The organism is Nitrogeniibacter mangrovi (assembly GCF_010983895.1).
Lineage (GTDB): Bacteria > Pseudomonadota > Gammaproteobacteria > Burkholderiales > Rhodocyclaceae > Nitrogeniibacter > Nitrogeniibacter mangrovi.
In genome coordinates, this window is the sequence record NZ_CP048836.1 from 4189616 (window position 1) to 4209782 (window position 20167).

The following is a 20167-nucleotide window of genomic DNA, read 5'->3' on the forward strand; positions in this document are numbered from 1 at the left end:
GCCTGTGCGGATTTTCGCACAGGTCCGGTACATTGCAGGGTTGGGCGGCAGATCAGATTAGGACGGTTTGAAATTTTCAAACTCCCAATTCAACTCGTGGTTGAGTACAGCGGCGACCTCGGCCCACGATTCACGGCGCGACTGCGACAACAAGCGCTCAACAGCACGCTCGACGACTACCCAGGAAAATGCTTCCACAAGGAGGATGCCTCGGCCCCAGCGGGGAAGGTCTTCGCGCAGCAACCCGCTCGGTGTGGCAACGGTAAAGAAGAAAAGGTCCTCTCCTCTTTCACCCTTTGGCCCGATAGAGGCTTGCAGCGAAACAACACAATCGTCCGGATTCGGCGGTAGGGCCGGCTTCTCTAGACCGGGGCAGAACAACTCTTTAAGCACGGGGGTAATCATGACGCCCAACGTGGAGGTAACCGGCGCTGCGCGGCCTTATTGCGCAGCGTCCGGTTGACCGCCGGGTTGGGGGGCTTTCGTAGTCTCAAATGCTTCGAGGAAACCATCAATTACACTTACGAGAACTCGTACCAGTAGTTGCCAAGTGTCGCGGGTATAGTCACCAGCTACAGAGATTCTTTCGCCTAGGTTACCTCGGGCAAAGGCTCCTGCCTTCTGTTGATATGTTTCGTTCACAACGCCAGAGTTGTGAACCAAGATATCTCTCGTTGCTTTCGCTTCTGCTATTTGCCCCAAGTCTTGGTCAGGAATGCAGATGTCGGATACAAGCTTCGCTACATAAGCAAACCAATCGGCTACAGGCTTGTACTTCAATTCATTTAGCTCGCGGTCGACCAGCACAGAAATGATTTGGTCTTTGTCTGCTGCGGACACAATGACACCATATTCGATATGGCGCTTTGATGGAAGACGGATGGGTTGCGCAATCAAAACGGTGCGTAGCGTATCGAAGAACATGCTCTCGAAGACGGCCACCTGATGTTGGACTATCAACTGAAGAAAATGATTGTCATAGGCGCGTGTGAGGTAACCGGCCAATTCGTTGGGTGAAACCGTCTTGTCCTGAAGCCCTAGGCTATGAGCAAACTCAGAATAGGCAATTGTTATTGTTGTTTGGTGCGGCATTCCTGCCGCGAAGTTAGATGCGAATTGGTAGCCCAGTTGCGTGTATGACTTGAACTCCATTGCTGAACAAAAGTCATTGATAGCCTGAGCTCGCAAACCCCGGAGAGATTCAATAAGCATGGATTACCTCACAGAGGACACAAGCCCCCCAACAGCTTGCGTAACCGACGGCCGAAAGTGGCAGAGCGAAGCGGCGCCACTTTTGGCCGTCCGAGTTCACGCGTTTGTTAGATGTGCTTTTCACAATTGCTGAAGTTCTTCTCGCAGCAGCCGCTTTGACTCCAGATCCTGAGTTGGATACTGGGCACGGGATCCGTTTGCGCTTCCCGCTGGGTGAATCATTGGCAAAACGACGGCGTTTCTCCACAGAAACCGTCGGCCCACCAAATCAGGAACGCGGAGGTCTTGCGGCTTGTGCTTCTCGAACTCACGAAGGCAATAACCTAGCTCTTCTCTCTCCCGCATCGTTACGTATGCTTTCCAAGAAAGTCCACCGAGGCAGACGATTAGTTTCGGCTTCAATAGCTCTAGTTGTTTTGCAAGGAAGGGGGAGCAACTGTTCACCTCAGAAGTGCTTGGTACTCGATCAGTACTGGCACCCGGGCGGCGCCCCGGAAAGCACTTTGTCACTGACGTTTGATATACGGTGTTGTCGAAGTCCCGTAAGCCGCATGACCGAAATAGAGATTTAATAGATGTGCCTGCATCACCTTGGAAAGGTGCATTCCGCTCATACTCTGTTCTTCCTGGCGATTGACCAACAAGGATAACCGGATAGCCAGCGCCACCGCCAAAGATTGGCCTTGGAACGACGCTGTATTCTGACAATTTCGCAGCACATTTTCGGCACGAGCGCATTTCGTCGGCCAATAGATTCAGCGGCATCTCTTCTCCTTCTTGAGCACTTCTAACTATAAGCAGACGTCCTAAACGACGGAAAACTTCCCGTCACACAGATGAATACGCGCGTCCAATCGCAAAAAAAAAAGCTGCAATTTCAACGAACTCATCCGATTTAGTCCGTCCTAATTTCAAAACACGGATACGTCGCTTTTCCCGGTGCCACCAACGCATTCCGCAGGGAACGATGCTCGCCATCGACGACGCCGGTGCGGCGCCTTCGCGTATGCGAACACGTTACCCATGAACACGAGCCAAGGCAATGCGTTGTGGGTAGTGCGTTGCCGGCGATGTCACATCAGCGGTGGTTCGTCCATCAGCGCGATCTGCTCCCTTAGCGCCAGGATGTGGTCCTGCCAGTAGCGGGGGCTGTCGAACCAGCTGAAGGCGTGGGGGAAGGCGGGGTCGTGCCAGCGCTGGGCGATCCAGGCGGCGTAGTGGATGAGGCGCAGGGTGCGCAGGGCTTCGGCGAGTTGGCGTTCGGCGGGGTTGAAGTCGGCGAACTGGCGGTAGCCTTCGAAGATGACCTCGAACTGGCGGCGCTGTTCGTCTCCCTGGCCGGTGAGGAGCATCCACAGGTCCTGGATGGCGGGGCCCATGCGGGCGTCGTCGAAGTCGACGAAGTGGGGGCCGTCGGGGGTCCACAGCACGTTGCCGGCGTGGCAGTCGCCGTGCAGGCGGATGAGGGCGATGTCGCCGGCGCGCTGGTAGCAGCGCTCGACGCCGTCGAGGGCCTGGTCCACCACGCTGCGCCAGCTGGTTTCGAGCTCCATGGGGATGTAGGGGGTGCGCAGCAGGGCGTCGCGGGCGTCGATGCCGTAGGTCTGGCGGTCGATGACGGGGCGGTGGGCGAAGGGTTTGGTGGCGCCGACCGCATGGACGCGGGCCATGAAGCGGCCCATCCAGCGCAGCACGTCTTCGTCCTCCAGCTCGGGGGCACGGCCGCCACGGCGGGGGAACACGGCGATGCGGTAGCCGCCGGCCTGGTGCAGGGTGCGGCCGTCGAGGGCGAGGGGGGCGACGACGGGAATCTCGCGTTCGGCCAGCTCGTGCAGGAAGGCGTGTTCCTCGCCGATGGCCTCGTCGCTCCAGCGGCCGGGGCGGTAGAACTTGGCGATCAGGGGCGCGCCGTCGTCCACGCCCACCTGGAAGACGCGGTTCTCGTAGCTGTTGAGGGCGAGCACGCTGCCGTTCACGGGCAGGCCGATGGCCTCGAGGGCGTCGAGCAGGGCGTCGGGGGTGAGCCGGGCGAAGGGGGCTTCCGTGTCGGTCATGAGGGGGTGTCCGTGGGCGGTGCGTAGGGTTCGCGCAGGTTGACGGGCGCAGCGACGCGCTTGCGCAGGCGGATGTTGAGCATCTCCACCATGAAGGAAAAGGCCATGGCGAAGTAGATGTAGCCCTTGGGCACATGATGGCCGAAGCCGTCGGCGATGAGGACCACGCCGACCACCAGCAGGAAGGACAGGGCCAGCATCTTGACCGTGGGGTGTTCGGAGACGAACTCGCCGATGGGGCCGGCGAAGGCCATCATCAGCCCCACCGAGGCAACCACGGCGGCGACCATGACACCGAGGTGGCTGACCATGCCGATGGCGGTGACGATGGAGTCGAGCGAGAACACCAGGTCGATGACGACGATCTGGGCGACGACGGCCGCCAGGGTGCCGGCCACGGCACGCGATTCGGCCCCTCTTCGCCTTCGAGCAGCTGGTGCACTTCGCGGGTGCTCTTCCACACCAGGAACAGGCCGCCGGCGGCGAGGATGAGATCGCGCCCCGACAGGCCGTGCTCGAGCACCGGCACGGTGAACAGGGGGGCGGTCATGCCGGCCAGCCAGGAGAGCGCCGCGAGCAGGCCGATGCGCATGAACATGGCGAGGAACAGGCCGAGCCGGCGGGCAAACTGGCGCTGCGCGCGCGGCAGCTTGTCCACCAGGATGGAGATGAAGATGATGTTGTCGATGCCCAGCACCAGCTCGAGCGCGGTGAGGGTGAAGAAGGCGACGATCAGTTGCGGATCGCCGAGCAGTGCGACCATGTCGGGCCCCGGAATCGGCTGACTGCCCGTGGGCAGCGGGCGACCATCATAGCAAGGTGTCCGGGGGTTCCGTGAGGCGCTACACTGGCCGCGCACCCCGTGATGCCGATCCGCCCATGACCGCCGACCTGCTCCTGCCCGACCGCCTGCTGACCGCCCTGCGCGAGGCGCGCCACGTGACGGTGTTCACCGGCGCCGGGGTGTCGGCCGAGAGCGGCGTGCCCACCTTTCGCGACGCGCACACCGGCCTGTGGGCGCGCTTCGATCCGGCCGCGCTGGCCACCCCCGAGGCCTTTGCCGCCGATCCGGCGCTGGTGTGGGGCTGGTACGAATGGCGACGTGCCCGGGTGATGCGCGCGGCGCCCAACCCGGCGCACCGGGCCATTGCCGCGCTGGCCCGCCATGTGCCGGCCCTGAGCGTGATCACCCAGAACGTGGACGACCTGCACGAGCGCGCCGGCAGCACCGGCGTGGCCCACCTGCACGGCCGCCTGATGCAGCCGCGCTGCTCGGTATGCGGCCAGCCCTGGCGCTATCCGCCGGGGATGCCGGACGAGCCGGCGGCGGGCCGCCGGGTCACGCCGCCGGACTGCCCCAGGTGCGCCGGCCCGATCCGGCCCGGCGTGGTGTGGTTCGGCGAGCCCTTGCCGGCGGACGAATGGCAGCGCGCCATGGCGGCCACGGCCGGGTGCGACCTGTTCATCACCGTCGGCACCTCGGCGCTGGTGTACCCGGCCGCGCAGCTGCCCCAGGTGGCGGCGGAGCAGGGCGCGCGCGTCCTTCAGCTCAACCCGCAACCCACAGCGCTGGACACGATCGCCGACTGGAACCTGCTCGGGCCGGCCGGCACGCTCTTGCCCGCGCTGGTGCACGCGGCCTTCGGCGAGGCGTTTCCGGACACGGCCTGAGGCGGACGCGGCAGCGCGACAGACCTTGTCGCAAAGTCGACAACGCACGCGTTCGCCATTGCCAAGGCGTTGATTTCACTGGGCCGATGCGCTGGTATCGGTCTTGCATCCATGCCAGGCAGGGACACGCCTGTCCGGCGCGCCGTCCGCCTGACGGCCATCCGGGCAGGTCTTTCGCGGCTTCGTCACACCCGGCATTCAAGGTGCACCATGGCTCAACACGGCATTTCACCCAAGTATCGCAGCCTCACCCGGCTGCTCGACTGTCTGTCCGTGCCGCTAACCGGCGGCCAGATGCGCATCGCCGCGCAGTGGCGCGACGACGAACAGGGGCTCGGCCTGGAGCTGCCCGAAGAGCCGCGCCTGTGCGCCTTCGTCCACACCTATGGCCAGGCGGCCGGGCGCTACGGGGTCGAGCTGGGTTTTCCGGAAGCGGCGCTGGCCAGCCTGGCGGGCGTGCCGCTGGTGCAGGAGGACCTGGATCTGGCCCATGTGATCGCCCTGCTCGGCACCCACTTCGACCTGCGCGTGACCGCCTGACCCTCAGACCGGGTGGCGCGCCGGCGGCGGCGAACTCGGCCAGCCGGTCCCCGAGGCGAACTTGGTGGGGTGGGAGAACAGCGGCGTGTGGCAGGTCGCGCACACGAAGGTGCCGGCGCGCTGCTCACGGTTCAGGGGGCTGGTGCCGACTGGATGGCCGCCGACGGTGTGCGGCGTCTCAGCGGGTGCGACGCGGCGCCATGGCGTCGAGCCAGTGGGTGACCACCGAGCGGACCACGGGCACCAGCCGCGGGCCGTGCACCGCCGAGGCGGCCCGCAGCGCGGGGATGTTGATGCCGGCGGCCTTGAGCTCGCCGGTGTGGCCGACGAGCCACTGTTCGATGCGCGCCGGGTCGGCCTCGAGATGGAACTGCAGGGCGAGGCCATGACGGCCGACGCTGAAGGCCTGGTGCGGCGTGTCGGGGGTGGAGGCGAGCAGGGTGGCGCCCTTGGGCAGGTCGAAGGTGTCGCCATGCCAGTGCAGCACCGGCAGGTCGCCGATGGCGGCCAGCGGCGAGGCGCAGCCGGCCTCGGTCAGCTGCAGCGGCGCCCAGCCCAGCTCCTTGCGCGTGCCCGGATAGACGCGGGCGCCCATGGCGGTGGCCATCAGCTGCGCACCCAGGCAGATACCGAGCGTCGGCCGGTGCCCGGCCAGACGCTGCGCGATGACTCGGATCTCGTCGGCGAGGAAGGGGTAGAGTTCGGTCTCGTAGGCGCCGATGGGGCCGCCGCAGACCACCAGCAGATCGGCGGCGCGCAGGCGCTCGGGGCGCACGTTGACGCCGGCATCGAGCACTTCGATGCGGTAGCCGAGGGCGCGCAACGGGGCTTCGAACAGGCCCAGATCTTCAAAGGCCAGATGGCGCAGGACAACGGCGACCGACATGGGACTTCAGCTCCGAAAACGCCTCCAGGCGAACAGACCCAGGAGGCCGGTTAACATCATGACGGCGCTGGCCGGCTCGGGCACAGCGACGACGGGCACACCTCCGTTATAGGTCAACGTGGCCACCCCCACATCCTGCACCGTCGAATACGCCAGGTCCATGAAGGCCGGCCGGTAGGGCGCACCGTTGCATCCGGGGCCGTTGAATCCGCCGTATTCGCAGGCCAGTTCGGCGACGATCCGGGTGCCGGTCGGGTCGATCACCTGGTTCTGGACCCCCAGCGTCAGGCCGAGGCCCGTCACCCCCGCCAGATCGTTGCCGGCAGCGTCGAAGAAATAGCCCGAGGCCAGCGAAGCGCCGACCAGCTGCGCCGCCACCGAGGCCTGGCCGGCCAGCGGATCGATCGCGCCGCCGACCACGTCGAATTGCGCGATGAGGGTGCCGTTGTCGGCCCCGAAGATACCGTTGGCGGAGCCAAAGTCGAAGCTCGGGTCGGCGTAGAGGCTGATGGCGCCGCCGGTGAAACCGCTGCCGAGCAGGCCCACGTAGCCTTCGACCGCGTAGGTGGCGGTGATGTCGAACCCGGCGGTGGGGCTGGCGCCGGACGAGGGCATCATGATCTGGTAGGCGCCGTGTTCTTCGAAGTCGAAGCCCAGGTGCTGGATCGAGACCGACTGGTCGATGAAACCGTAGCCACCGACGTTGAAACCGGAAAATTCGGTGGCGTTGGCAAAACCGGTGCCGGCGGGGTTGAAGTACCACGAATCCATCGCGTGCGCACTGGCGGCAACGCCGAGCACGAGGGAGGCAGCCATCAACGGGCGCGAGAGACGGTTGAGGACGGACATGCGGGCAACTCCTGTCGAGGCAAGGTGTAACGGGCTTTTTCCTCGATGCTATACGAATTCGAACCCGCCGCAATAAAAAATGCTCATGTCGTGAAGCACGCCGTGACCTGCGTCACCGGTCGAGCCAGTCGAGCACCCCGCGGGCCGCGACCCGGCCGCTGGCCAGGCAGGCGGTGAGCAGGTAGCCGCCGGTGGGTGCCTCCCAGTCGAGCATCTCGCCGGCGCAGAACACCCCCGGCCGCGCGCCGAGCATGAGGTGCGCATCGAGCCCGGAGAAGCTCACCCCGCCGGCGGTGCTGATGGCCTCGTCGATGGGCCGGGTTGCGGTGAGCGTGAGCGGCAGCGCCTTGAGCACGGCGGCCACGCGCGCCGCGTCGGCCCAGGCGTCGCGCGGCAGGGCGTCGCGCACCAGGTCGGCCTTGATTCCCTTGAGGCCGACGGCCCGTTGCCAGTGCGCCGGCAGCGAGCGCGGCCCGCGCGCCTGGGCGAGCCGGGCGGCGAGCGCCTCGGCGCTGCGATCGGGCATCAGATCCAGTTCCACGGCCAGCGGCCCGGCCACCAGGGCATCGCGCAGCTCGGCCGACAAGGCGTAGATCAGCGGCCCCTGCAGGCCGTGCCGGGTCACCAGGCATTCACCGCTGCGGTGGTGGGTGCGACCGGCGGCGTCGACGAAGCGCAGGCCCACCGCCTTGAGCGGCGCGCCGGCGTGGCGGGCCGCGAACTCGGCCGGCCAGTCGAGCTCGAACCCGCAGTTGGCCGGACGCAGGGGCGCGACCGGCACGCCCGCGGCGGCGAGCGGATCGCACCAGGCGCCGTCGGAGCCGAGCCGTGCCCAGCTGCCGCCGCCGAGCGCGAGCACCGCGGCGTCGGCGGTGACCGTGCGCTCGCCGTCCGGGGTGGAAAAACGCCACCGGCCATCGGCGGTCCATCCCAGCCAGCGGTGGCGCACATGGAGGTGCACCCCGGCCGCCTGCAGGCGCGCGAGCCAGGCGCGCAGCAGCGGCGCCGCCTTCATGCCCTTGGGGAACACCTTGCCGGAGCTGCCCACGAAGGTCTCGATGCCGAAGCCTTCGACCCAGCGGCGCACGGCGGCGCCATCGAAGCCGGCAAGCCAGTCGCCGACGATGGCGGCGCGCTCACGATAGCGGGCGACGAAGGCCGGGGCCGCTTCCCCATGGGTGATGTTGAGCCCGCCCCGGCCGGCCATGAGGAACTTGCGCCCCATGGTGGGCATGCGCTCGAAAACGTCCACCGCGACGCCGTGCGCACTGAGGACCTCGGCGGCCATCAGCCCCGCCGGCCCCCCGCCGACGACGATCACCCGCCATGGGCGGGCAGCAGCTTGCGGTGTCATGGGCTCGGCGATCACTCGGGGGCAAAACCCGGATCATACCGCCGGATCGGCCGCCGTTTTGCAACGTGCTGCATGGCAGCATAGAGTAAACGCGAGCCTTCGCGGGCCACCCCATCCACCCCGACCCCCTGGAGACCCCATGCACAACCTTCTCGATTCCGCCGGCGCGTGGCTGATCAACCTGGCCATCGCCCTCGTCATCTTCTTCCTCGGTCGCTACGCGGTGAAGCTGATCGTCAGCATCGCCCGGCGCATGCTCGCGCGCTCGAGCATGGACGAGATGCTCGCCAACTTCGTGCTCTCGATCCTCACCGGCGTGCTCCTGCTGGTGGTGATCATCGCCGCCCTCGACCAGCTGGGTGTGGACACCACCTCCCTGGTGGCCCTGATCGGCGCCGCCGGCCTGGCCATCGGCCTGTCGCTGCAGGATTCGCTCAAGAACTTCGCCGCCGGCGTCATGCTGATCGTGTTCCGGCCCTTCAAGGCGGGCGATTTCGTCGAGGCCGCCGGCACCCAGGGCGTGGTCGAGACCATCAGCATCTTCAGCTCCACCTTCCGCACCCCCGACAACCGCACCATCGTCATTCCCAACGGCGCCATCTACTCCGGCGTGATCACCAACTACTCGGCCCGCGAGACCCGCCGCATCGACCTGATCATCGGCATCAGCTACGACGACGACATCCGCAAGGCGAAGGACGTGGCGGCCGCCGTGCTCGAGGCCGAGCCGCGCGTGCTGGACGATCCGGCGCCGGTGATCGCGGTGGCCGAGCTGGGCGCGAGCAGCGTGGATCTGCACATCCGCCCGTGGGTGAAGTCGGCCGACTACTTCGCCACCATGTGCGATCTCAAGGAAGCGATCAAGATCGCCTACGACGACAACGGCATCTCCATCCCCTACCCGCAGACCGACCTGCATGTGCACCAGGTGCTGCCCAAGCACGCCGACGCGGCGCCCTTCGCCAAGGCGACCGAGGCGGGCACCGACTGACACGGCACGTCCCGCACCGGGCGACGGCCACCTCCGGGTGGCCGTTTTTGCGTGCGCCGCGTTCAGATCCGTCAAGCCGGGCAAACTTGGGTAAAGATGCTCGCGCGCCCACCCACGTGGCATTACGCTGGGGGCATGACGAATCACCTGTGCAACGCATCATGAATCTCAAACGCGAATGGGTCACCCCGACGGTGGCCGGTGCCTTCCTCCTGCTGGCGGTGACCGGCGTGCTGATGTTCTTTCATCTGGACAGCGGCCTGAACAAGCTGGCCCACGAATGGCTGGGCTGGGCGCTGGTCGTCGCGGTCGGGCTGCATCTGACCCTCAACTTCACCGCGCTCAAGCGGCAGCTGAGCCAGCGCCGGGGGCAGGCGATCGCCGGGCTGTTCGTGCTCCTGCTGGGGCTGAGCTTCGTGCCCACGGGCAACCGGGGTCCCGGCGGCCGCGAGGCCCTGATGGCGAGCACCCAGGCCCTGGCCGCCGCGCCCCTGCCGGTGCTCGCCCAGGTGGCCGGCATCGACGAGGCGGAACTGAGCCGACGCCTGAGCGCCGCCGGCCATGCGCCGACGCCGGAGACCGCGTCGGTGAGCGCGCTGGTCGGCACCGATCCGGGCGATCAGGGGAAGCTCATCGCCACGGTGCTGCGCGACGGCCGCTGACTCAGTCCGCCGCCGGGCGCTGGACGATGCGCCACAGCACACCGCTGGGGTCGGTCAGGGTGAACGCACGAGCGCCGTCCGCGAGGGTGTCGACCGGGCCGAGGCGCACGTCGTGGATGTCGGCGAGGCGGCTGTCGTGCACATGTGACCACCAGGCGTCCACGTCGCGTACCTCGAGCTGCACACGGGTGTTTTCCGCGACCACGGCCATGTAGTCGTCGCCCAGCAGAAACGCCGTGGCACCGCATTCGAAGCGCGCCTGGGTGGCATTGGCCCACACGCAGCGAAAACCCAGGTCCAGATAGAAGCGTTGCGAGCGCGCAAAGTTCAGCGCCGGCAGCCGGGGCAGCAGCGCGATGGCGTCGAGCCGGCTCATGATGCGCCCTTGCCGGTGGATGCCCGGTGGCGCGCGAGAAAGCGGTCGAGGCCGTTGGCGAAGGCCTGCACGTCGGTCTTCGACAGTGCCGCCGGACCGCCGGACACCTGCCCGGTGTCGCGCAGCTCCGCCATGAAGTCGCGCATCGCCAGCGCCTCGCGGATGTTTTCGCGGGTATAGAAGGTGCCACGCGCCTCGAGCGCCACGGCGCCGGCCTCGACCACCTGGGCGGCCAGGGGAATGTCGCCGGTGACCACCAGATCGCCGGCTTCCACCCGCGCGGCGATGTAGTCGTCGGCGACGTCGAAGCCCGATTCCACCTGTACCGCCCTGACCCAGCGCGACGGCGGCAGGCGGATGAGCTGGTTGGCCACCAGGGTGGTGTGGACCTGCACCCGTTCGGCGGCGCGGAACACCACGTTGCGGATCGCCACGGGGCAGGCATCGGCATCGATCCAGATGCGCATGAGGCAGTCTCCAGGTGTGAGCGGAACGGGCTTTGCGGCCCGGCCGGTGGGCGGTTTCGCGGGCCCGCGCCACGGCGCCGGCCAACTGCTTCAGAGTGTGTCAGGAATTTTCGCCTGCCCCTGCCGGTCACACCGGCGTGGCAAGATGTTTCATGGCGTCGCCCCATCTGAAGTACCGGGCGACCATCGAATTTCCCCCTCAGGATATCGCTAGGAGGTCTCGTGATGAAGAAGAAGATTGCTTTGCTCGCGCTCGGCGCGGCACTGGTCGCCACCGGCTGCCAGACCACGGAAACCCAGAACAAGACCATCGGTGCCGTCGGCGGCGCGGTGCTCGGCGGGGTCATCGGCAACCAGGTCGGCGGCACCCGCAGCACCGTGGTCGGCGCGGCGCTGGGTGGCGCCTTCGGTTACCTTGTCGGCTCCAAGGTGGGCGTCACCGAACAGCCCGACGGCTCGGTCAAGCTGGACATCCCGGGCGCGGTGCTGTTCGAGACCAACAGCGCCCGCCTCAACCCGGACTTCCAGGGCACGCTCAACCAGATCGCCGGCACCCTCAACGAGCATCCCAACGCCACGGTCACGGTGGTCGGCCACACCGACTCGACCGGCTCGGAGGCTTACAACATGAAGCTCTCCCAGGATCGTGCCCAGTCGGTCACCACCTACCTGGCCAGCCGGGGCGTGGCGCCCGCGCGCATGACCGCGACCGGGCAGGGCGAGTCGATGCCGGTGGCGGACAACGCGACCGCCGAAGGGCGGGCCCAGAACCGCCGGGTGGAGATGTTCGTGCGCTGAACTCCCGGGTGCGCATGTCGGGCATCGACACCGCCCGGCATGTGCCCCCCCAACCGGCGGCTGGCGGTCCGGGAGCTTGCCACCCGACCGCCGGCCACTCAAGCCGCCGGGCATGTCGTCGTTGTTCCTCTATAAACCAAGGATAAGAGGGAGACACACCGACATGAAACGAGCCATCACGCCGACCACGGTCGAGCGCGTCATGCGCGAGGACGACTTCATCGTCTCCAAGACCAACCCGAAAGGGATCATCACCTACGGCAATCCGATCTTCGTCGAGTTCTCCGGCTACACCGAGGACGAACTGATCGGCACCCAGCACAACATCATCCGCCATCCGGACATGCCCCGGTCCGCGTTCAAGCTGGTGTGGGACACCATCGCCACCGGCAAGGAATTCTTCGCCTACGTGAAGAACATGTCGAAGGACGGCGGCTTCTACTGGGTGTTCGCCCACATCACGCCGGACGTCGACCCGAGCGGCCGGATCATCGGCTACTCCTCGGTACGCCGCTGCCCCAAGCGCAGCGCGATCGACACCATCAGCGCGGTCTATGCGCAGATGCTCGCGGCCGAGAAGGCCGCCGGCGCGCGCGAGGCCATCGCCGCCGGCACCGCGGTGCTGACCAACCTGCTCAACGACAAGGAGATGAGCTATGAAGAACTCGTCTTCGCGATTTGATCGCCGCCCCTTCGTGCTCGTGCTGATGCTGGCGGGCGCGGGCGCGGCCTTTTGGCAGGCCGGGGCGGGCGCGGCACTGGTGGCCATCGCGGCGGTGGTCCTGATGTGGCCGTCGCGGGCCGGCGCGGACGAACTGCAGGGCCTCGACGCCCTGCTCGCCGACGTGGGCCGCGGCCATCTGAACAACCGCCTGCCGCGGGCGTTTTCCGATCCGGTGCTCGAATCCATGCGGGTGAATCTGAATTCGGCCCTGGATCAGACCGAAACCGCGTTCCGCGAGATGCTCGGCGCCATGGACGGCAGCGCCAACCAGCGCCCCTGGCGGCGCCTGCAGACCTCCGGCCTGCACGGCATCTTCCAGCGCGTGCTGGACCAGATGCAGGGCATGCTCGACCACCTGGCCACCGCCCAGGTCTCGATTGCCCGCGAAGCGCTGCTCTCGCGCATCTTCATGCGTTCGGAAAACGGCCTGTCGATGGCCATCGACCAGGTACGCCGCTCGCTGACCGAGGCCAGCGCCCAGGCGAGCGAATCGGGCGAGCGCTCCAACACCTTCTCCACCGCGGCCCTGGGCATGTCGGAAGCGGCCGAACGCATGTCCACGGCGCTGGGCAACGCGGAGCGCTCGGCCGGTCAGGGCACCGATGCACTGGCGGACCTGGCGACCAAGGCGGAGGTCATCCACAAGCTCACCGGCACCATCGACAACATCGCCAAACAGACCAACCTGCTGGCGCTGAACGCCTCCATCGAAGCGGCCCGCGCCGGCGAATCGGGGCGGGGTTTCGCGGTGGTCGCCGACGAGGTGCGCCAGCTGGCCGACGAATCGCAGCGTTCGGCCGAGGAGATCGCCCAGGCCATCGGCGCCATGAGCGCCTCCATGGCCTCGGCCATCGCCCAGATCGAACAGCTTAACGGCGCGGTCCGCGGCGCCCGCACCACCGCCGACGAGTTCGGCCACGAACTGGCCTCATCCGCCGAATCGGCCCGCCAGGTCGGTACCCTGGCGTCGAGCATCGCCCGCAGCGCCCGCAGCATGGAGGCGTCGATGAACGTGGTGGCCACCGCCCAGAAGGCGCGTTCGGACGCGAACCAGATCATCAACGGCACCCCGGTCGAATCGCTCGAACTGAGTGAGGAAGAGCGCGAAGCCGCCATGATCGCCGCCGATCGGCGCTGGATCAGCGATGATGGTGACAAGCAACGCCTGATCGAGATCTACGACCGGCTCTTCGCGAGCCTGGAACAGCAGATGCACTGACGCGCGAACAGCGCCGCCAGGGCCACGCCGAACGCGTCGGCCAGCCAGTCCGTGACATCGGCCGTCCGGTAGGCGGTCAAGCCCTGCGCCACCTCGATGAGGGCCCCGTACACGAGCAGTCCGGCAGCTCGCGGCCCGGGGCGGCCAGCCCGGGCGACGGCGCCGAGCAGGCCGAGCGTCGTGAACGCGAGCGCGTGTTCGACCTTGTCCTGCCAGCGAAACACCATGAGCCCGTCGGGCACCGGCACCAGGGACATGACGAAGATGACGCCCAGCACCACCGCGAAGCCGAGGCGGGCGGCACGCACCGAGACCGTCATGGCACTCAGCCGGCTTGCGTCTCGCCGCCCAGCGCCGTGACCACGGCCGGAATCAGGCGTTTCAGTTCGCCGGTCATGAGGGCGAAATGGGCGTCGAACAGCTCCTGCGCCGATTCACCGCTGCCGTCGGCCGCTTCCTTGACCACGTCGAGAAACTGCAGGCGCTTGATCTCGCCCTTCTCGGTGAGCACGAAGGAGACGCGGTCGTCGAAGGTGAGCGCCAGCTTGGTGGGCAGCTTGCCCTCGGTCAGATGGGCCTTGATCTCGTCGCCGTCGAGCGAGTGGCGCACGTAGCGCACCGCCGCCTTCTCCTCGGTCACCGACTTGAGCTCGCAGTCCATGTCGATGGTGAAGCCGGCCGGCGCCTCGCCACCGGCGAGCCAGTCGGTCATGGCCGACACCGGGCTGGTCTCGGTACGCAGCAAGGTGAGCGGGAAGGTCTCGAGGCTCTGGCGCAGGGCTTCGAGCACGTCCTCGGCGCGGGTGACGCTGGGCACGTCGACCGCGAACCAGCCGTCCTTGGGATCGATCCAGGCGTAGACCTTGCGCCGGCGCGTGAACGCCCGTGGCATGAGTTCGCGGACGACCTCTTCCTTGAGATCCTTCATCTGCTTGCGGCCGGGCTTGAAGCCCTGGGTCAGCTCCAGCTGGGCGGCACGGTCCTCGGCCTCCTGCTTGACCACGGACGAGGGCAGCAGGCGCTGCTCGATGCACAGGCAGATGAGCCACTGGCCGGCCACGCTGTGCACCAGCGCGCCGTCGGCGACCGGACTCACCCAGCCGCGCGACTCCGGGTCCTGGCTGCCGCAGGGCTGGAAGCGGCGGCTGGCCAGCTGGTCTTCAAGGTCTTCGATACGCACCGGCCACGGGGCGGGCAGGCGATACAACTGCAGATTGCGAAACCACATGATGAGGGGACTTTCTCGGGGTTATTCGGTACGGGTGGACTCGGCGATCATGCGGATGACGCGCACCGTGTCCACGTCCGACTGGTGATAGGCGGAGCGGACGAAGTCCGCATACTTGGCGTCCTCGCCGACGGTCTCGGACAGGCCGGTGCGGTAGGCGAAACGCAGGAACAGGGCGGGCGTCTCCGGTGCCGGCTGCTCGAGGCTGATGGTCAGCAGCCCGGCCGGATGCTCGTCGTTGGCGCGCGACTCGAAGCTGATCCACTCGAGCGGTTCCCAACGCACGGTGTCGTGGATGACCACCTGGCCGAAATCGAGCTTGCGGGTCAGCATGGTGTCCTCCCGGGTGAGGATCTCGCAGGCCTCCAGCCCGGGCAGGAAGGGGCGCGGATCCTCGGCCCGGCACAACAGCCCGAACCAGACTTCCTCGCGGGTCAGGTCGGGGACGTCGGGATTGGCCAGGTCGTTGATCTCGATGAGGTGTTCAAAGTGCACGCGCGCGCTCCGTGGGCATCGGCGAAAACCGTGCCGACTCGTCCGGGAGCGCGCAAGTGTAGCGCAAAGACCGGACACGTAACGACGCCTTCACGCTTTCGGTTACGATGCCATCCATGCAGATCCATCGAATCCTTCAATCGCAAGGCTTTGGCAGCCGACGCGAAAGCCGCGCGCTGGTGCGCAGCGGCCTGGTGGCCGTGGACGGCCAGGTCATCGACGATCCGTTCGCCGAGTTCGAGCCCGAGGGCTTCGCATTCACGGTGGACGGCGAGCCCTGGGAGTATCGCGCCAAGGCCTATCTCATGCTCTACAAGCCGGCCGCGCACGAGTGCACCCGCAAACCGGAATTCTATCCATCCATCTTCAGTCTGCTGCCCGAGCAGCTGGCCGAGCGCGGCGTGCAGCCGGTGGGACGACTGGACCAGGACACCACCGGCCTGCTGCTGCTCTCCGACGACGGCCAGTTCATCCACACCTGGAGCTCGGGCAAGAAGAAGATTCCCAAGCGCTACCGGGTCGAACTCAAGCATGCGCACACCCCCGAGCTGATCGACGCCCTGCTCGGCGGGGTGCAGCTGCATGACGAGCCCGCGCCGATCGCCGCGGCCGCGATCGAGGTCATCGACGCCACCCACCTGTGGCTGACCATCACCGAAGGCAAGTATCACCAGGTCAAACGCATGGTGGCGGCCGCCGGCAACCGGGTCGAAGGCCTGCACCGCCACAGCGTCGGCGGACTCGCCCTGCCCGAGGTTCTCGAGCCGGGCGACTGGGCGTGGATGACCGACAAGCATTTCGCGGCCCTGGCGGACTACCCGCACGGGGATGACTGACCCCTTCCTGATCACGATGGCGGTGCTCGCCGTCATCATCGTCGGGATCTCCAAATCCGGCTTCGGGGCCGCCTTCGGCAACCTCGCCGTCCCCCTGGTGGCGCTGGCCACCGCCCCGGCCCATGCCGTAGCCCTGCTGCTCCCTTCCCTGATGGTCATGGACGTGATCGGCCTGGTGGTGTTCCGCCGCCGGGTCGACGTGGCCTTGCTCAAACGCATGATTCCCGCCGGTCTGGCAGGCATCGCCATCGGCGCACTTACTTTCCGTTCGGTGAGCGTGGCAGGCCTCAAGCTGACGCTGGGGGTGCTGGCCGTCCTCTTCGTACTGCAACGCTGGAGCGGCATCGCCAATCGCCTGCACGCCGCGGCCAGCGAGCGCACCGACCGCTGGCTCGGCCGTTTCTGGTCGCTGGTGTCCGGCGTCACCAGCTTCATCGCCCATGCCGGCGGCCCGCCGCTGTCCATGTACCTGATCCCGCGACAGATGGATCGGGTGATGTACGTGGGCACCTCCGCGGTGTTCTTTGCGGTCATCAATGCCAGCAAGTGGGTGCCCTATGTGTGGCTGGACCTGTTTCCCATGGAAACGCTCAAGGCCGGCCTTGCGCTGGCGCTGGTCTCGCCTGTGGGTTACTGGCTCGGTCTGCGCTCGCTGAGGTGGTTCGACGGTCCGCGCTTCTACCGGGTCATCGAGCTGGCATTGCTGCTGTCGGGGCTCAAGTTGATCTGGGACGGATGCTAGGCAACCGGCCGGCGCGACTTGTGTACAGGGGTGTTAACTGTTTTTCTTATATAAATAACCATAATGTTTACGCTCGGCCAAAAACGGTGGATAAGCCGTTTTTGTTCATGTGATTCAAACGCTTGTCGCGTTGAAAAGCCTGGGGAGAACCGCCGGGTCGGACTGTGGATGCATTGTCGATGAAAATTGCCGGCACCGTTTTGGCGCGGCTTGTCCACAAAGGCTCCCCGGATTCTCCCTCGAGTTGTCGACAGGCGGTCTCATTCAGTCAAGGATGGTTCGATGCGGTGGGATGTGTTCTGCCGGGTTGTGGATAACTTTGGGGATATCGGCGTGTGCTGGCGCCTGGCGCGCAGCCTGGCGAACACCCATGGGCGCTGGGTGCGCCTCTGGGTGGACGACTGGATCGCCTTGCGCCATCTGCTGCCGGCCGTGCCCGAAGTGCCGGCGCCATGCCTGCTCGAGGGGGTGGAGATCCATCCCTGGGCGCTGGCCGAGCAAGTCACGGAGGCGGCCGGCTGCGTCATCGAGGCGTTCGCCTGTCACCTGCCCGAGGGCTATCTGGCGGCGATGCGATCCCGCGCGGTGGCGCCGGCGTGGATCAACCTGGAGTATCTGAGTGCCGAAGCCTGGATCGAGGACTGCCATGGCCTGCCGTCGCCGGATCCGGCCACCGGGCTGAACAAGACCTTCTTCTTTCCCGGGTTCACCGAACGGACCGGCGGGGTGTTGCGCGAACCGGAGCTGTTCGAGCGTCGCGATGCGGCCCAGGGGATCGATGGGCGCGCCCTGTGGCTGGCGCGGCACGCCGCCCCGGGCGGGTCGGCGGCCTCGCGCTGGATGTCGCTGTTCTGCTACGAGAACGCCGCGCTGGAGCACCTCCTGGCCGCCTGGCAGGCGGATGCGCAGCCGACCCTGCTGTGGGTGCCGGCGGGGATCGCGCTCAAGCAGGTGGCGGCGCACCTGGACATGGCGCCGGTCGCCGGTGCCTCGCACCGGGCAGGCGCGCTCACGGTACGCGCGCTGCCTTTCCTGTCGATGCGCGATTACGACGCCTTGCTGGCGATGTGCGATGTGAACTTCGTGCGTGGGGAGGATTCCTTCGTGCGCGCCCAGTGGGCGGCCCGGCCGCTGGTATGGCAGGCCTACCCGCAGGCGGATGCGACCCATCTGGTGAAGGTCAACGCGTTCCTGTCGCGGTATTGCGCCGGGCTCGATGTCGCCGACGGTGATTGCCTGCGGGCCTTCTGGAGCGGCTGGAATCAGGGCCACGATCTGCGCCAGGCCTGGCCGGCGCTGGCACGGCGCCTGCCGCGCCTGGCGCGCCATGCGCGACGCTGGTCCGATGAGCTGGCGGCGCAGAAAGATCTCGCCGAACGGCTGGTGGAATTCGTTGATCGCATTGTAAAATAATGGGTTTTTAATGTCCGTCGGCCGCGTGGTCGTCTCTTAGGATCTAGGTAACGCAATGAAAACTGCTCAGGAACTGCGCTCCGGCAACGTGATCATGGTGGGCAGCGACCCGCTGGTGGTGCAGAAGACCGAATACAACAAGTCCGGCCGCAACGCCGCGGTCGTGAAGATGAAGCTCAAGAACCTGCTGACCGGTTCGGCCACCGAGTCGGTGTACAAGGCGGACGACAAGTTCGAGGTGGTGATCCTCGAGCGCAAGGAAGTGACCTACTCCTACTTCGCCGACCCGATGTACGTGTTCATGGACGAGGAGTACAACCAGTACGAGGTCGAGGCCGAGAACATGACCGACGCCCTCAAGTACCTGGAAGACGGCCTGGCCTGCGAAGTGGTGTTCTACAACGGCAAGGCCATCTCCGTGGAACTGCCCAATTCCGTGGTGCGTGAAGTCACCTACACCGAGCCGGCCGTCAAGGGCGATACCTCGGGCAAGGTGCTCAAGCCGGCCAAGATCGGCACCGGCTTCGAGCTGATGGTGCCGGCCTTCGTCGAGATCGGCGACAAGATCGAGATCGACACCCGTACCGACGAGTACAAGAACCGCGTCAAGTAATCCGGTTCCGCTCGGCAGCCAGGGGCGCCTTCGGGCGCCCTTTGTCTTGGGCGCCTCACGCCTGCATGGCCGCGTACACCGGCAGCGCCGCCAGACCGCTCTTGAGGTGATCGATGAGCAGACGCACCTTGGGCGAGAGGTGGCGCTGCTGAGGCACCATGGCCCACACCGCGGTGTCCTGGGGTTGATGGCCGGGGAGCAGCGCGCGCAGCCGGCCGTCGCGGATGGGATCGAGCACGTAGTAGTCGGGCAGGTGGCACAGGCCGAAGCCGCGCAGGGCGGCATCGAGGACCGCGCTGCCGCTGTTGCAGCGCCAGTTGCCGTGCGGCCGGACGGCCACCTCGCGGCCGCCGGCCTGGAAATGCCACACGTCGGAGGTGCCGATCAGGCAGTTGTGGCGGGTCAGTTCCGAGAGGCTGTGGGGCGCGCCATGGCGGTCCAGATACTCGGGGGCGGCGCACAGATACATGCGCCGCGGCGCGAGGCGGGTGGCCACCAGGCGCGAGTCGGGCACGCGCCCGAGGCGGATGGCCATGTCGAGGCCTTCATGAAGGATGTCCTCGGGGCGGTTGGATAGGTCCATCTCCACCTGCAGCCCCGGGTGGCGGGCCATGAACTCGTTGACCAGGGGGACGATGAAACGCTCCCCGTAGGCCACCGCGCAGGTCATGCGCAACAGCCCCTTGGGGGTCGTGGCCAGATCCTGGACCACCCGGATCGCCTCGTCGTAACCATCCTGCAGCTGGCGGCAGTGGAGCAGGAAGGCCTGGCCCGATTCGGTGAGCGAGACCTGCCGTGTGCTGCGATAGAACAGGCGGGTCTGCAACGATTCCTCCAGCCGGGCGATCTGCCGGCTGATGTGCGAGGTCGACACCCCGAGCTGTTCGGCCGCGCGCGAAAAGTGACCCGCCTGCGCCACCGCGACGAAGGCTTCCATGCCTTCCCATCGATTCATCCGGCCGCCTTGATTGTTGTCTTGTGGAAATAATGTTTTCTATTTTAGCTAATTATTTTTTCTCAGCGACTTACTAAACTAC

General features: G+C 66.5%; 27 protein-coding genes. 11 read left to right on the forward strand and 16 right to left on the reverse strand.

What is annotated here, in order from left to right:
- Positions 1-57: 57 nt before the first annotated feature.
- The 6 genes from G3580_RS19495 to G3580_RS19515 form a co-directional block, all read right to left on the reverse strand.
- Positions 58-405, reverse strand: a complete 348-nt coding sequence (locus tag G3580_RS19495) for an Imm8 family immunity protein (protein ID WP_173768388.1) — start codon at positions 403-405, stop codon at positions 58-60.
- A gap of 36 nt (positions 406-441) precedes the next feature.
- Positions 442-1212 carry a hypothetical protein gene (locus G3580_RS19500; protein WP_173768390.1) on the reverse strand — a complete coding sequence of 257 codons (771 nt, stop codon included), beginning with the start codon at positions 1210-1212 and terminating at the stop codon, positions 442-444.
- A gap of 120 nt (positions 1213-1332) precedes the next feature.
- The gene (locus tag G3580_RS20495) at positions 1333-1977 is read right to left on the reverse strand and encodes a uracil-DNA glycosylase (protein WP_173768392.1); all 645 of its coding nucleotides are present in this window, start codon (positions 1975-1977) and stop codon (positions 1333-1335) included.
- Between the two features lie 308 nt (positions 1978-2285).
- Positions 2286-3266 (reverse strand): serine/threonine protein kinase, encoded by a 981-nt coding sequence (locus G3580_RS19510; protein WP_173768394.1) that lies wholly within the window; start codon positions 3264-3266, stop codon positions 2286-2288.
- The gene (locus G3580_RS20335; protein WP_267313339.1) at positions 3263-3631 is read right to left on the reverse strand and encodes a TerC family protein; all 369 of its coding nucleotides are present in this window, start codon (positions 3629-3631) and stop codon (positions 3263-3265) included. Before G3580_RS20335 ends, G3580_RS19510 begins: the two co-directional genes overlap by 4 nt.
- On the reverse strand, positions 3523-4029 hold the full coding sequence (locus tag G3580_RS19515; RefSeq protein ID WP_267313319.1) for a TerC family protein: 507 nt from the start codon (positions 4027-4029) through the stop codon (positions 3523-3525). Before G3580_RS19515 ends, G3580_RS20335 begins: the two co-directional genes overlap by 109 nt.
- Positions 4030-4145: 116 nt before the next feature.
- Here G3580_RS19515 and G3580_RS19520 point away from each other — a divergent pair, with 116 nt between their 5' ends.
- The gene (locus tag G3580_RS19520) at positions 4146-4937 is read left to right on the forward strand and encodes an SIR2 family NAD-dependent protein deacylase (protein ID WP_173768396.1); all 792 of its coding nucleotides are present in this window, start codon (positions 4146-4148) and stop codon (positions 4935-4937) included.
- A gap of 210 nt (positions 4938-5147) precedes the next feature.
- Positions 5148-5477 (forward strand): hypothetical protein, encoded by a 330-nt coding sequence (locus G3580_RS19525; RefSeq protein ID WP_173768398.1) that lies wholly within the window; start codon positions 5148-5150, stop codon positions 5475-5477.
- Between the two features lie 3 nt (positions 5478-5480).
- Here the strand turns inward: G3580_RS19525 and G3580_RS19530 are convergent, their stop codons facing one another.
- The 4 genes from G3580_RS19530 to G3580_RS19545 all read right to left on the reverse strand — a co-directional run bounded on the left by G3580_RS19530 (position 5481) and on the right by G3580_RS19545 (position 8566).
- Positions 5481-5612, reverse strand: coding sequence for a peptide-methionine (R)-S-oxide reductase (locus G3580_RS19530; RefSeq protein ID WP_173768902.1), 132 nt, complete (start codon positions 5610-5612; stop codon positions 5481-5483).
- Between the two features lie 43 nt (positions 5613-5655).
- The gene (locus G3580_RS19535) at positions 5656-6363 is read right to left on the reverse strand and encodes a glutamine amidotransferase (protein ID WP_173768400.1); all 708 of its coding nucleotides are present in this window, start codon (positions 6361-6363) and stop codon (positions 5656-5658) included.
- Positions 6364-6369: 6 nt separating this feature from the next.
- Positions 6370-7212 carry a PEP-CTERM sorting domain-containing protein gene (locus tag G3580_RS19540; protein WP_173768402.1) on the reverse strand — a complete coding sequence of 281 codons (843 nt, stop codon included), beginning with the start codon at positions 7210-7212 and terminating at the stop codon, positions 6370-6372.
- 112 nt (positions 7213-7324) lie between these two features.
- A complete protein-coding gene (locus tag G3580_RS19545) occupies positions 7325-8566 on the reverse strand; it encodes a TIGR03862 family flavoprotein (protein WP_173768404.1) in 1242 nt (413 codons plus the stop codon).
- Between the two features lie 139 nt (positions 8567-8705).
- Between G3580_RS19545 and G3580_RS19550 the strand changes: the two genes are divergently transcribed.
- Both G3580_RS19550 and G3580_RS19555 read left to right on the forward strand, forming a co-directional pair.
- Entirely contained in the window at positions 8706-9557 is an 852-nt protein-coding gene (locus tag G3580_RS19550; protein ID WP_173768406.1) for a mechanosensitive ion channel family protein, read from the forward strand.
- 161 nt (positions 9558-9718) lie between these two features.
- Positions 9719-10219, forward strand: a complete 501-nt coding sequence (locus G3580_RS19555) for a DUF4405 domain-containing protein (protein ID WP_173768408.1) — start codon at positions 9719-9721, stop codon at positions 10217-10219.
- Position 10220: 1 nt separating this feature from the next.
- Here G3580_RS19555 and G3580_RS19560 read toward each other — a convergent pair whose 3' ends face one another.
- Positions 10221-10595: a VOC family protein gene (locus G3580_RS19560; protein ID WP_173768409.1), complete on the reverse strand. Its 375-nt coding sequence runs from the start codon at positions 10593-10595 to the stop codon at positions 10221-10223.
- Positions 10592-11062 carry a YaiI/YqxD family protein gene (locus G3580_RS19565; RefSeq protein WP_173768411.1) on the reverse strand — a complete coding sequence of 157 codons (471 nt, stop codon included), beginning with the start codon at positions 11060-11062 and terminating at the stop codon, positions 10592-10594. The genes G3580_RS19560 and G3580_RS19565 overlap by 4 nt, the downstream gene beginning before the upstream one ends.
- 225 nt (positions 11063-11287) lie before the next feature.
- On the opposite strand from G3580_RS19565, the gene G3580_RS19570 reads away from it, so the two are divergent.
- From G3580_RS19570 to G3580_RS19580, 3 genes are all read left to right on the forward strand, one after another.
- Positions 11288-11860 (forward strand): OmpA family protein, encoded by a 573-nt coding sequence (locus tag G3580_RS19570; RefSeq protein WP_173768413.1) that lies wholly within the window; start codon positions 11288-11290, stop codon positions 11858-11860.
- Positions 11861-12023: 163 nt separating this feature from the next.
- Positions 12024-12542 carry a PAS domain-containing protein gene (locus tag G3580_RS19575; RefSeq protein WP_173768415.1) on the forward strand — a complete coding sequence of 173 codons (519 nt, stop codon included), beginning with the start codon at positions 12024-12026 and terminating at the stop codon, positions 12540-12542.
- Positions 12517-13803 (forward strand): methyl-accepting chemotaxis protein, encoded by a 1287-nt coding sequence (locus G3580_RS19580; protein ID WP_173768417.1) that lies wholly within the window; start codon positions 12517-12519, stop codon positions 13801-13803. The genes G3580_RS19575 and G3580_RS19580 overlap by 26 nt, the downstream gene beginning before the upstream one ends.
- Here the strand turns inward: G3580_RS19580 and G3580_RS19585 are convergent.
- From G3580_RS19585 to G3580_RS19595, 3 genes are read right to left on the reverse strand one after another with little or no spacing between them, the layout of a single operon-like run.
- Entirely contained in the window at positions 13761-14123 is a 363-nt protein-coding gene (locus tag G3580_RS19585) for a VanZ family protein (RefSeq protein WP_173768419.1), read from the reverse strand. The genes G3580_RS19580 and G3580_RS19585 overlap by 43 nt on opposite strands.
- A 5-nt stretch (positions 14124-14128) precedes the next feature.
- Positions 14129-15031: a recombination-associated protein RdgC gene (locus tag G3580_RS19590; protein ID WP_173768421.1), complete on the reverse strand. Its 903-nt coding sequence runs from the start codon at positions 15029-15031 to the stop codon at positions 14129-14131.
- 21 nt (positions 15032-15052) lie between these two features.
- Positions 15053-15526 carry an SRPBCC family protein gene (locus G3580_RS19595; protein ID WP_173768423.1) on the reverse strand — a complete coding sequence of 158 codons (474 nt, stop codon included), beginning with the start codon at positions 15524-15526 and terminating at the stop codon, positions 15053-15055.
- A 107-nt stretch (positions 15527-15633) separates the two neighbouring features.
- On the opposite strand from G3580_RS19595, the gene G3580_RS19600 reads away from it, so the two are divergent.
- The 4 genes from G3580_RS19600 (at position 15634) to efp (ending at position 19130) form a co-directional block, all read left to right on the forward strand.
- Positions 15634-16362: a pseudouridine synthase gene (locus G3580_RS19600; protein WP_173768425.1), complete on the forward strand. Its 729-nt coding sequence runs from the start codon at positions 15634-15636 to the stop codon at positions 16360-16362.
- Positions 16355-17104: a sulfite exporter TauE/SafE family protein gene (locus G3580_RS19605; RefSeq protein ID WP_173768427.1), complete on the forward strand. Its 750-nt coding sequence runs from the start codon at positions 16355-16357 to the stop codon at positions 17102-17104. Before G3580_RS19600 ends, G3580_RS19605 begins: the two co-directional genes overlap by 8 nt.
- 282 nt (positions 17105-17386) lie before the next feature.
- Entirely contained in the window at positions 17387-18517 is a 1131-nt protein-coding gene (gene earP / locus G3580_RS19610; protein WP_173768429.1) for an elongation factor P maturation arginine rhamnosyltransferase EarP, read from the forward strand.
- Positions 18518-18572: 55 nt separating this feature from the next.
- Positions 18573-19130 carry an elongation factor P gene (efp, locus tag G3580_RS19615; RefSeq protein ID WP_173768431.1) on the forward strand — a complete coding sequence of 186 codons (558 nt, stop codon included), beginning with the start codon at positions 18573-18575 and terminating at the stop codon, positions 19128-19130.
- 55 nt (positions 19131-19185) lie between these two features.
- Here the strand turns inward: efp and G3580_RS19620 are convergent, their stop codons facing one another.
- Positions 19186-20085, reverse strand: a complete 900-nt coding sequence (locus G3580_RS19620) for a LysR family transcriptional regulator (RefSeq protein WP_173768433.1) — start codon at positions 20083-20085, stop codon at positions 19186-19188.
- Between the last annotated feature and the right edge of the window lie 82 nt (positions 20086-20167).

What these genes read in the sequence shown, in the direction of transcription:
- G3580_RS19495 (WP_173768388.1), bottom strand. Translation starts at nt 405, where the DNA reads ATGATTACCCCCGTGCTTAAAGAGTTGTTCTGCCCCGGTCTAGAGAAG.
- G3580_RS19500 (WP_173768390.1), bottom strand. Translation starts at nt 1,212, where the DNA reads ATGCTTATTGAATCTCTCCGGGGTTTGCGAGCTCAGGCTATCAATGAC.
- G3580_RS20495 (WP_173768392.1), bottom strand. Translation starts at nt 1,977, where the DNA reads ATGCCGCTGAATCTATTGGCCGACGAAATGCGCTCGTGCCGAAAATGT.
- G3580_RS19510 (WP_173768394.1), bottom strand. Translation starts at nt 3,266, where the DNA reads ATGACCGACACGGAAGCCCCCTTCGCCCGGCTCACCCCCGACGCCCTG.
- G3580_RS19515 (WP_267313319.1), bottom strand. Translation starts at nt 4,029, where the DNA reads ATGGTCGCACTGCTCGGCGATCCGCAACTGATCGTCGCCTTCTTCACC.
- G3580_RS19520 (WP_173768396.1), top strand. Translation starts at nt 4,146, where the DNA reads ATGACCGCCGACCTGCTCCTGCCCGACCGCCTGCTGACCGCCCTGCGC.
- G3580_RS19525 (WP_173768398.1), top strand. Translation starts at nt 5,148, where the DNA reads ATGGCTCAACACGGCATTTCACCCAAGTATCGCAGCCTCACCCGGCTG.
- G3580_RS19535 (WP_173768400.1), bottom strand. Translation starts at nt 6,363, where the DNA reads ATGTCGGTCGCCGTTGTCCTGCGCCATCTGGCCTTTGAAGATCTGGGC.
- G3580_RS19540 (WP_173768402.1), bottom strand. Translation starts at nt 7,212, where the DNA reads ATGTCCGTCCTCAACCGTCTCTCGCGCCCGTTGATGGCTGCCTCCCTC.
- G3580_RS19545 (WP_173768404.1), bottom strand. Translation starts at nt 8,566, where the DNA reads ATGACACCGCAAGCTGCTGCCCGCCCATGGCGGGTGATCGTCGTCGGC.
- G3580_RS19550 (WP_173768406.1), top strand. Translation starts at nt 8,706, where the DNA reads ATGCACAACCTTCTCGATTCCGCCGGCGCGTGGCTGATCAACCTGGCC.
- G3580_RS19555 (WP_173768408.1), top strand. Translation starts at nt 9,719, where the DNA reads ATGAATCTCAAACGCGAATGGGTCACCCCGACGGTGGCCGGTGCCTTC.
- G3580_RS19560 (WP_173768409.1), bottom strand. Translation starts at nt 10,595, where the DNA reads ATGAGCCGGCTCGACGCCATCGCGCTGCTGCCCCGGCTGCCGGCGCTG.
- G3580_RS19565 (WP_173768411.1), bottom strand. Translation starts at nt 11,062, where the DNA reads ATGCGCATCTGGATCGATGCCGATGCCTGCCCCGTGGCGATCCGCAAC.
- G3580_RS19570 (WP_173768413.1), top strand. Translation starts at nt 11,288, where the DNA reads ATGAAGAAGAAGATTGCTTTGCTCGCGCTCGGCGCGGCACTGGTCGCC.
- G3580_RS19575 (WP_173768415.1), top strand. Translation starts at nt 12,024, where the DNA reads ATGAAACGAGCCATCACGCCGACCACGGTCGAGCGCGTCATGCGCGAG.
- G3580_RS19580 (WP_173768417.1), top strand. Translation starts at nt 12,517, where the DNA reads ATGAAGAACTCGTCTTCGCGATTTGATCGCCGCCCCTTCGTGCTCGTG.
- G3580_RS19585 (WP_173768419.1), bottom strand. Translation starts at nt 14,123, where the DNA reads ATGACGGTCTCGGTGCGTGCCGCCCGCCTCGGCTTCGCGGTGGTGCTG.
- G3580_RS19590 (WP_173768421.1), bottom strand. Translation starts at nt 15,031, where the DNA reads ATGTGGTTTCGCAATCTGCAGTTGTATCGCCTGCCCGCCCCGTGGCCG.
- G3580_RS19600 (WP_173768425.1), top strand. Translation starts at nt 15,634, where the DNA reads ATGCCATCCATGCAGATCCATCGAATCCTTCAATCGCAAGGCTTTGGC.
- G3580_RS19605 (WP_173768427.1), top strand. Translation starts at nt 16,355, where the DNA reads ATGACTGACCCCTTCCTGATCACGATGGCGGTGCTCGCCGTCATCATC.
- earP (WP_173768429.1), top strand. Translation starts at nt 17,387, where the DNA reads ATGCGGTGGGATGTGTTCTGCCGGGTTGTGGATAACTTTGGGGATATC.
- efp (WP_173768431.1), top strand. Translation starts at nt 18,573, where the DNA reads ATGAAAACTGCTCAGGAACTGCGCTCCGGCAACGTGATCATGGTGGGC.
- G3580_RS19620 (WP_173768433.1), bottom strand. Translation starts at nt 20,085, where the DNA reads ATGAATCGATGGGAAGGCATGGAAGCCTTCGTCGCGGTGGCGCAGGCG.